Origin of the sequence: Micromonospora sp. BL4, from assembly GCF_003667505.1 — a bacterium.
Lineage (GTDB): Bacteria > Actinomycetota > Actinomycetes > Mycobacteriales > Micromonosporaceae > Micromonospora.
Genome location: NZ_RCVJ01000240.1, coordinates 1 through 8,787, shown reverse-complemented (window position 1 = coordinate 8,787; position 8,787 = coordinate 1). Strand labels below are relative to the sequence as shown.

At 72.2% G+C, this 8,787-nt stretch carries 5 protein-coding genes and 1 pseudogene; 1 reads left to right on the top strand and 5 read right to left on the bottom strand.

All coding sequences use genetic code 11. The annotated features are described in order from the left end of the window. Positions 1–81: 81 nt before the first annotated feature. Positions 82–1,435: pseudogene (gene dnaG, locus EAD89_RS29120) on the bottom strand (DNA primase); the annotation flags it as partial. A 114-nt stretch (positions 1,436–1,549) separates the two neighbouring features. On the opposite strand from dnaG, the gene EAD89_RS29115 reads away from it, so the two are divergent. Beyond that, positions 1,550–2,755, top strand: coding sequence for a low temperature requirement protein A (locus tag EAD89_RS29115; protein ID WP_158609798.1), 1,206 nt, complete (start codon positions 1,550–1,552; stop codon positions 2,753–2,755). Between the two features lie 7 nt (positions 2,756–2,762). Here the strand turns inward: EAD89_RS29115 and EAD89_RS29110 are convergent, their stop codons facing one another. From EAD89_RS29110 to ppdK, 4 genes are all read right to left on the bottom strand, one after another. Further along, positions 2,763–3,611 (bottom strand): siderophore-interacting protein, encoded by an 849-nt coding sequence (locus EAD89_RS29110; protein WP_121677924.1) that lies wholly within the window; start codon positions 3,609–3,611, stop codon positions 2,763–2,765. 15 nt (positions 3,612–3,626) lie between these two features. Next, positions 3,627–4,895: a deoxyguanosinetriphosphate triphosphohydrolase gene (locus EAD89_RS29105; protein ID WP_121677923.1), complete on the bottom strand. Its 1,269-nt coding sequence runs from the start codon at positions 4,893–4,895 to the stop codon at positions 3,627–3,629. A gap of 66 nt (positions 4,896–4,961) precedes the next feature. Beyond that, positions 4,962–5,318, bottom strand: coding sequence for a VOC family protein (locus EAD89_RS29100; protein ID WP_121654567.1), 357 nt, complete (start codon positions 5,316–5,318; stop codon positions 4,962–4,964). A 275-nt stretch (positions 5,319–5,593) separates the two neighbouring features. Then, positions 5,594–8,302, bottom strand: coding sequence for a pyruvate, phosphate dikinase (ppdK, locus tag EAD89_RS29095; protein ID WP_121654572.1), 2,709 nt, complete (start codon positions 8,300–8,302; stop codon positions 5,594–5,596). Positions 8,303–8,787 lie beyond the last annotated feature (485 nt).

Below are 8,787 nucleotides of genomic sequence, written 5' to 3'. Positions count from 1 at the left end.
CGCCATGGACCTCGGCATGGAGATCGAGCCGGTGCAGCGGGCCGCGGATGCGGCGTCCCGGGCGTTGGGCGGCGGGGCGGAGGCGGCGGCGAGCACGGCCCGCTGCACCGGCTCGATCTCCATGCCGAGGTCCATGGCGAGTTTGCGGACGTACTCCGGGCGCTTCTCCCGGTCCTTGAGCTGCGCGACCAGTGGCGCGGCCCGGCGCATCGCCTCGACCCGGCCGTCGACGGTGTCCAGGTCGTACCGGCTGATCACGTGCCGCAGCGCGAAGTCGACCAGCGGCTCGCGCCGGGCGACCAGGTCGCGCACCGCCAGGTCACCCTTGGCCAGCCGCAGCTCGCACGGGTCCATGTTGTCCGGGCTGACCGCGATGAACGTCCGGCCCACGAACCGTTGGTCGTCGGAGAAGGCGCGCAGCGCGGCCTTCTGGCCGGCGGCATCCCCGTCGAAGGTGAAGATGATCTCCCCGGCCACCGAGTCGGTGTCCAGCAGCAGCCGGCGCAGCACCCCGATGTGGTCCGCGCCGAACGCGGTGCCACAGGTCGCCACCGCCGTCGTCACGCCCGCCAGGTGGCACGCCATCACGTCGGTGTAGCCCTCGACGATCACCGCCCGGCCCTGCTTGGCGATCTCGCGCTTGGCCTGGTCGATGCCGTAGAGCACGTGCGACTTCTTGTAGATCGGCGTCTCGGGGGTGTTCAGGTATTTCGGCCCGTCGTCGTCGTCGAAGAGCTTGCGGGCGCCGAAGCCGATCACGTCACCGGCGAGGTCGCGGATGGGCCAGAGCAGCCGGCGGCGGAACCGGTCGATCAGCGTGCCGGACCGGGACTCGCGGGACAGCCCGGCGGTGACCAGCTCCTGGTGGCTGAAGCCCTGCTGGCGAAGGTGCTTGGTGAGCAGGTCCCAACCCTCCGGCGCGAAGCCGCAGCCGTAGCGTTCGGCGGCGGCCCGGTCGAAGCCACGCTGGGCCAGGAACTCCCGCGCCGGTCGGGCGCCGGCGGTGCTCAGCTGCGCCCGGTAGAACTCGACGGCGGCGGCGTGCGCGGCCACCAGGCGCTGGCGCTGGCCCTGCTGCGGACGCGGGCGCGGGGTGCCCTTGTCGTCCTCCACGTACCGCAGCTGGATGCCGGCGCGGCCCGCCAGCCGTTCGACGGACTCGACGAAGCTGAGGTGCTCGGCGTCCATCAGGAACTTGATCGCGTCGCCGCCGGCCCCGCAGCCGAAGCAGTACCAGACGTTGCGGGCCGGGGAGACGTTGAACGAGGGGCTCTTCTCGTCGTGGAACGGGCACAGGCCCTTGAGGTTGCCGCCGCCGGCGGACTTCAGGGTGACGGTCTCGGAGATCACATCCCCGATCGAGGTGCGTTCCCGGACCAGTGCGATGTCCTCGTCCCGGATCCGCCCAGCCATGCGCCACCCCCTCGCCGTACATCCTGCCCTGCCGGACCGACGACGTGCCCGCCGGGGGACGCCGGGTGTGGCGGCGGCCGCTGCCGGCTCCGCGGTTCCGGCCCGGGAGCCGGGCCCGCGCGGGGACCATGACCAGATGCGCAGGGTACGGACCGCCGGCGCCCGCCTGCCGGGTTGGTTGGCCGGTCGGCTGGGCGTACGCGGGGCGGCGCCGCTGGCGGACGAGGCCGGGCACCGGCACGCCACCTGGCTGGAACTGTTCCTGGACGTCATCTTCGTGTACGCGCTGGCGGCGGTCGTGGCCCGGCTGGGCGGCGAACCCAGTCCCTCGCCGAGGGCCGTGCTGGCCGTGATCGGGCTGTTCGTGGTGATCCAGTGGGCCTGGCTGGGACAGGTCTACTACGACACCCGGTTCGATCCGGATGACGCGCTGCACCGACTGCTGGTGCTGGTCGCCCTGGTCGGTGCGGGCGCGATGACGCTCGGTGTCGACGAGGTTCCGGAGAGCCCGCTCCTGCCGATCGGGTACCTGATCGTGCGGGGCGTGCTGCTCCTGTTGTACCTGCGTGCCCGCCCGACCAGCCCGATGGCCCGCGTGGTGACGACGGTCTACCTGATCGGCTTCGGGTCGGGCTGGCTGATCTGGCTGCTGTCGCTGCCGGCGCCCACCGAGCTGCGCCCGGTCCTGTGGATCGTCGCGATGGTCATCGAACTGGCCACGCCGTGGGTGGGTGCGCGCTGGCTCAACCGCTGGCCGGTGGACAACCGGCATCTGCCGGAACGGATCGGGCAGTTCACCATCATCGTCCTGGGCAGCGCGCTGGCCAGCCTCCTCTTCGCGGTGCCGGACCACCCCCCGCCACACATGATCCTCACCGCGGCGTTGGCCTTCCTGATCCCGGCGGCCGTGTGGTGGGTCTACACCACCTTCGTCACCACCCGCCTGACCCAGAGTCGGCTACGCGGCGGGCAGGCGTACAGCTACCTGCACATTCCGCTCGGCGGCTCGCTGCTGCTGCTCGGCTGGGCGCTCGGGCAGGTGGTCCGGCTGGTCGACGACGACGTGACCCGGCTGCCGCTGGAGCTGCGGCTCCTGCTGGGCGCCTCGATGGTGGTGTGGACGGCATGTGGCCTGGCCCTGTACTGGCTGTGGACCCGGCCGAGCGCCGCCCGGTTGGCGATCGCCGCCTACGGGGTGATCTCGGTCTGTGTGATCACCGGGACGGTGCACCAGCCGAAGGTGATGCTGTCGCTGCTGGCCGCGGCGATCGTCGGGTACGCCGTCCTGCTCAGCCGGCGACTCGCCCGGGCCGGTGAGGCCAATCAGACACCCGAGGGATGAGCCGTCCTCAGGCCGCCGTGGCCGGCTCGGCGGTGGTCTCCTCCTCGGCCGCCACCTGGCGATTCCAGTCGGCCTTGGTCGAGCGCCAGCCCTCGTCGTCCATGCCGCGCCGCCAGTAGCCGGAGATGGAGAGCCGATCGGCGGGCACGCCGCGCTCCCCGCGCAGCAGTCGGCGCAGCTCCCGGACGAAGGTCGCCTCGCCGTGGACGAAGGCGTGTACCTGACCGGGCGGGAACTCCAGCTCCCGTACCGCCGCGACCAGCGCCTGACCGACCGGGCGGTCGCCGCGGTGCAGCCAGGTGAGCTGGACCGCGCCCGGGCTGAGCAGTTTCTGCTCCTCCGCCGGGTCGGCGATCTCCAGGAAGACATGGGCCGGGGCGCCCAGCGGCAGCCGTTCCAGGGCGGCGCCGATCGCCGGCAGCGCGCTCTCGTCGCCGACCAGCAGGTGCCAGTCCGCGTCCGGGTCCGGGGCGTACGCCCCGCCGGGGCCGACGAAGTGCACCGGATCGCCCGGGCGCAGGGCGGCGGCCCACGGCCCGGCCAGCCCCTCGTCGCCGTGGTGCACCACGTCGACGGTGAGCTCCTCAGCGAGGGGGTCCCAGCGCCGCACGGTGTACGCACGCAGCCGGGGCCACTGCTCGCGGGGCAGGTCCCGGCGGATCGCGGCGAGGTCCAGCGGCTCCGGGTACGCGACGCCCGGCTGCGGGAAGACCACCTTGATGTAGTGGTCGGTGAACTCGCCCACCGGCAGGTCGGCCAGCGCGTCCCCGCCGAGGATGAGCCGGATGAGGTGCGGGGTGGGCCGCTCGGTGCGCAGCACCCGGACCGAGGTGACGTTCCTGGGGCGTTCCGTCATGTCACTTAGGCTAGCCTAATCTTTGCCGCCCCCGACCGGCGGTGCGCTGCCATCGACCAGACGGGTGTGCCAGGTCACGGCCGCCGGGTCGGTGAGCGAGGCGACCTGGTCGATCACCACCCGCAGTCGGGCGGCGTCGTCGGGCGCGGCCCGCCACAGCGGCGCGAAGACCGGATCGAGCCCGTCCGGCGCCCGCCGGACCAGCGCGGCCACCAGCTCGGCCAACATCGTGCGCTGCCGCTCGTAGCGACCCCGGAAGCCGGAACGGCGCATCACGTAGCGCAGCGCGATGCCCTTGAGCAGGGCGCAGTGGGCCCGGACCAGGCGCGGCACCACCAGGTCGGCCGCGTAGCGGCGGTGCGGGCCGGGGCCGAACCGCTCCTCGGTGGCGGCGACCGCCGCGGAGACGAACCGGCCGGTCAGCCCGCTGGTGGTGGCCTTCAACGCGACCTGGGCCCGGTGGCTGCCGTCGTACCCGGCGAGCGGGGCGAGCAGCGGGTCCGCCAGCAGCTCGACCAGCAGGTCGGCCAGGTCGCCCGGGGACTCCCCGGAGTAGGTGGCGGCCACGTCGGCGCAGAGCGCGGCCCGCTCGTCGGAGTCGGCGAGCAGCGGGCGCAGCGTCACGTACCCGCCGTGGATGCCGTCCTCCACGTCGTGCACCGAGTACGCGACGTCGTCGGCCCAGTCCATCACCTGGGCCTCCAGGCAGCGCCGGTCACCGGGCGCGCCGACCCGGATCCAGTCGAAGACCGGCACGTCGTCGGCGTACACCCCGAACTTGCGCTGCCCCGGCCGGCGCGGCCAGGGGTACTTGCCGATGGCGTCGAGCGAGGCGCGGGTCAGGTTCAGCCCGGCGGACGAGCCGTCCGGGGCGAGCACCTTCGCCTCCAGCCGGGTCAGCACCCGCAGCGTCTGCGCGTTGCCCTCGAAACCGCCGCAGGGTGTGGCGAGCAGGTCCAGCGCCGCCTCGCCGTTGTGCCCGAACGGCGGGTGCCCGAGGTCGTGGGCGAGCCCGGCGACGTCCACCACGTCGGGATCACAGCCCAGCCGGGCGCCCATCTCCCGGGCGATCTGCGCGACCTCCAGCGAGTGGGTCAGCCGCGTACGCAGGAAGTCGTCGGTGCCGGCGGTGTGCACCTGTGTCTTGGTGGCCAGCCGGCGGAACGCCGCGGAGTGCAGCACCCGGGCGCGGTCGCGCTCGTACGGTGACCGGCGGTGGCCGGTGTCCTTGGGGGCCTCCTCGACCAGCCGGGCGTCCGCCGCGGCGGACGGCGATCCGGTCAACCGGTCACCGGCCCCGCCCCGTCGTCGCGCCACCTCTGGTCGCGACCGCGGGCCCGCATACCCGGCTCACTCCACCCGCTCACGAAGGACGCAGAACTCGTTGCCCTCCGGGTCGGCCAGCACCGTCCACTCCACCTCGTCGCCCTGGCCGATGTCGACGTGCCGGGCGCCCATGTCGACCAGCCGCTCGACCTCGGCCTCCCGGTCGGCGGGGCGCAGGTCGAGGTGCAGCCGGTTCTTGCGCTCCTTGCCGTCGGCCACCGGTACGAAGACCAGGCCGGGCAGCCGGTCGGCGGACTGGCGGATCTCCACCTCGTCCGGCTTTTCGGCGATGACCTGGTAGCCGAGCGCCTCGGCCCACCACCGGGCCAGCCGGCCCGGATCGCGGGCGTCGACGGTCAGGCTCTCCCAGACGCTGCTCATGCAGTCACCCTTCCCCTTCGACGGCGCGCGCAATCGGCGGTGTACGAGCGAGCCAAGATTACGCCGGGTAGGCCCGCCCGGCCTGCCCGCGACGCCTCGTCAACGGGTCCACAACCGCCGATTGGCCGGCAGTTGCCAGCCGATCGCCGACGGTTACGGGCTCACGGGGCGAGGTGGCCGTCCGCGGCGTTTCCAGTGCGGAACGTGACCGACCGATGGCATCTGAGCCGAGGTCGGCGCCGGCGGCGAGCACGAGCCCGCCGCCGGCGTACGCGTCAGCGACTGTCCGATCCGCCGGTCTCCACGACCGCCCGGCCGGCCTCCAGCCGGGCCACGGGCACCCGGAACGGCGAGCAGGAGACGTAGTCCAGGCCGACCTCGTGGAAGAAGTGCACCGAGTCGGGGTCGCCGCCGTGCTCACCGCAGACACCGAGCTTCAACCCGGGCCGGGCGGCCCGGCCCTCGTCGGCGGCGATCCGCACCAGCCGGCCGACGCCGTCGCGGTCGATCGACTCGAACGGCGAGATGCCGAAGATGCCCAGCTCCAGGTAGCGCCAGAAGAACGCGCCCTCGACGTCGTCCCGGGAGAAGCCCCAACCCATCTGGGTGAGGTCGTTGGTGCCGAAGGAGAAGAACTCGGCCGCCTCGGCGATCTGCCCGGCGGTCAGCGCCGCCCGGGGCACCTCGATCATGGTGCCGATCAGCACCTCGACCCCGCTGTCCCCGACCACCTCGGCGATGATCTTCTCGGCCTCGGCGCGCACCGTCTCCAGCTCCTGCACGGCGCCTACCAGCGGCACCATGATCTCCGGCTTGGCCACCCCGCCGCCGCGAGCGCAGGCGACGGCCGCCTCGGCGATGGCCCGGACCTGCATCGCGAACAGGCCGGGGATGACCAGGCCGAGACGGACGCCCCGCAGCCCGAGCATCGGGTTCTCCTCGTGCATCCGCCGGACGGCCGCGAGCAGCGCCTCCTCCTTGGCCACGTCCTCGCCGCGCTCCTGGGCGACGGCGACGTTGACCGCGAGCTGCTCCAGCGGCGGCAGGAACTCGTGCAGCGGCGGGTCGATCAGCCGGACGGTCACCGGCAGGCCGTCCATCTCGCGGAAGATCTCCTCGAAGTCGGCCCGCTGCAAGGGCAGCAGCGCCGCCAGCGCCGCCTCCCGCTCGCCCTCGGCCCGCGCCAGGATCAGCCGCTCGACCAACTCCCGCCGGTCACCGAGGAACATGTGTTCGGTGCGGCACAGACCGATGCCCTCGGCGCCGAAGCGCCGGGCCCGGGCGGCGTCCGCGCCGGTGTCGGCGTTCGTGCGGACCGCGAGCCGCCGCCGGCCGTCGGCGTGCGTCATGATCCGGTGTACGGCCCGGACCAGCGCGTTGTCGATGTGCTCCGGGTCGAGACTGCCCTCGAAGTACTGCACCACCTCCGACGGCATGACCGGCACCTCGCCCAGGTAGACCTTGCCGGTGGTGCCGTCGATGGAGACGACGTCGCCCTCGCTCACGGTCTGCCCGGCCACCGTGAACCGCTTCGCCGGCACGTTCACGTCGATCTCGTCCGCGCCGGAGACGCAGGTCTTGCCCATCCCCCGGGCCACCACGGCGGCGTGGCTGGTCTTGCCACCGCGGGAGGTGAGAATGCCCTTGGCGGCGATCATGCCGTTCAGGTCGTCCGGGTTGGTCTCCCGGCGGACCAGGATCACCGACTCGCCCTCGGCCGCCAGCTCGACAGCCCGGGCGGAGGTGAAGACCACCTTGCCCGACGCCGCGCCCGGCGAGGCGCCGATGCCCTTGGCGACCGGCTGGAACTCGTGGTCGAGCTGGAAGCGGGGGAACATCAGCTGGGCCAACTGGGCGCCGTTGACCCGGTGCAGCGCCTCGTCCAGGTCGATCAGGCCCTCGTCGACGAGCTGCCCGGCGATGACGAACGCGGCGGCGGCGGTGCGCTTGCCGACCCGGGTCTGCAACATCCACAGCTTGCCGCGCTCGATGGTGAACTCGATGTCGCAGAGGTCCCGGTAGTGCTCCTCCAGCCGGGCCATGAAGGAGAGCAGCTGGTCGTAGGACGTCTTGTCCAGCTGCTCCAGCTCCTGCAACGGCACCGTGTTACGGATGCCGGCGACCACGTCCTCGCCCTGCGCGTTGGCCAGGTAGTCGCCGTAGATGCCCTGGGCGCCGCTGGCCGGGTCGCGGGTGAACGCGACGCCGGTGCCGGAGTCGGGGCCGAGGTTGCCGAAGACCATGGTCACCACGTTGACCGCGGTGCCGAGGTCGGCCGGGATGCGCTCCTGACGGCGGTAGAGCACCGCGCGCTCGGCGTTCCACGACTCGAAGACCGCCCGGATGGCCAGGTCGAGCTGTTCGCGCGGCTGCTGCGGGAACTCCCGACCGGTGTGCTTGAGGAAGATCTTCTTGTACGCGTCGACCAGCCCCCGCAGGTCGTCGGCGTCCAGATCCAGGTCGTTGTGGGTGCCCTTGGCGCGCTTGACGTCGTCGAGGGCGTGCTCGAACTCCTCGCCCGGCACCTCGCAGACGGTCTTGCCGAACATCTGGATGAGTCGCCGGTAGGAGTCCCACGCGAACCGGTCGTTGCCGCCCGCCTGGGCGGAGAGGCCCACCACGCTCTGGTCGTTGAGGCCGACGTTGAGGACGGTCTCCATCATGCCGGGCATGGAGAACTTGGCGCCGGAGCGGACGGAGACCAGCAGCGGGTCCTGCGGGTCACCGAGGCGCTTGCCCATCGCGCGCTCCAGCGATTCGAGGTGCGCCTCGATCTGGCCGGCGAGCCCGTCCGGCTCCCGGCCCGTCGCGAGGTACGCCTGGCAGGCCTCGGTGGTGATGGTGAAGCCGGGCGGAACGGGCAGACCGAGGTTAGTCATCTCGGCGAGGTTGGCGCCCTTGCCGCCGAGCAGGTCCTTGAGGTCCTTGTTGCCCTCGGTGAAGTCGTAGACGTACTTGTGATCGACGGTCTCTTGCGCTGCCACCAGAGCCTCCCACGCGCGCCGGATTGACACTTAACGAAGGTTCAGTTTCCTCATACCCCGGGACTGACCACCGGTAATCCCGGGGTCGACGCCGATCGGTGGGCGAAGGTTAAGCGAACATCGAGTGGCCTGGGACCGTTCGGTGACAATCGGCACAGCTATCACGACTATCCGCGTTCGTACCGGTTTTTGGGAACGCTTCCACGCGCACGATCACGCATCCCGGCCTGTCGCCGTACCCTTGACGGCAACGCCAGCCGGTGAACCTCACTTTTGCCATAACCGACGCGAATACACCCCCCGGAGCCGCCGCCGTGTCGACCATCCCCTCCCCCGGACCCACCGCCATGCCCGGCGGGCCCGGTGCCACCGGTTCCGTGCCGCTGTCGGTTCACGAACCGGACGCCGCCACCCTGGCCCGGTCGGCCGACAAGGCCGCCGGCGAGCTGCTCGCCCCGCCGGCCCCGGTCCAACTGCCCGACTTC

Coding starts and splice junctions, on each gene's coding strand:
- EAD89_RS29100 (WP_121654567.1), bottom strand. CDS start 5,318: ATGAGCAGCGTCTGGGAGAGCCTGACCGTCGACGCCCGCGATCCGGGC.
- EAD89_RS29115 (WP_158609798.1), top strand. CDS start 1,550: ATGCGCAGGGTACGGACCGCCGGCGCCCGCCTGCCGGGTTGGTTGGCC.
- EAD89_RS29110 (WP_121677924.1), bottom strand. CDS start 3,611: ATGACGGAACGCCCCAGGAACGTCACCTCGGTCCGGGTGCTGCGCACC.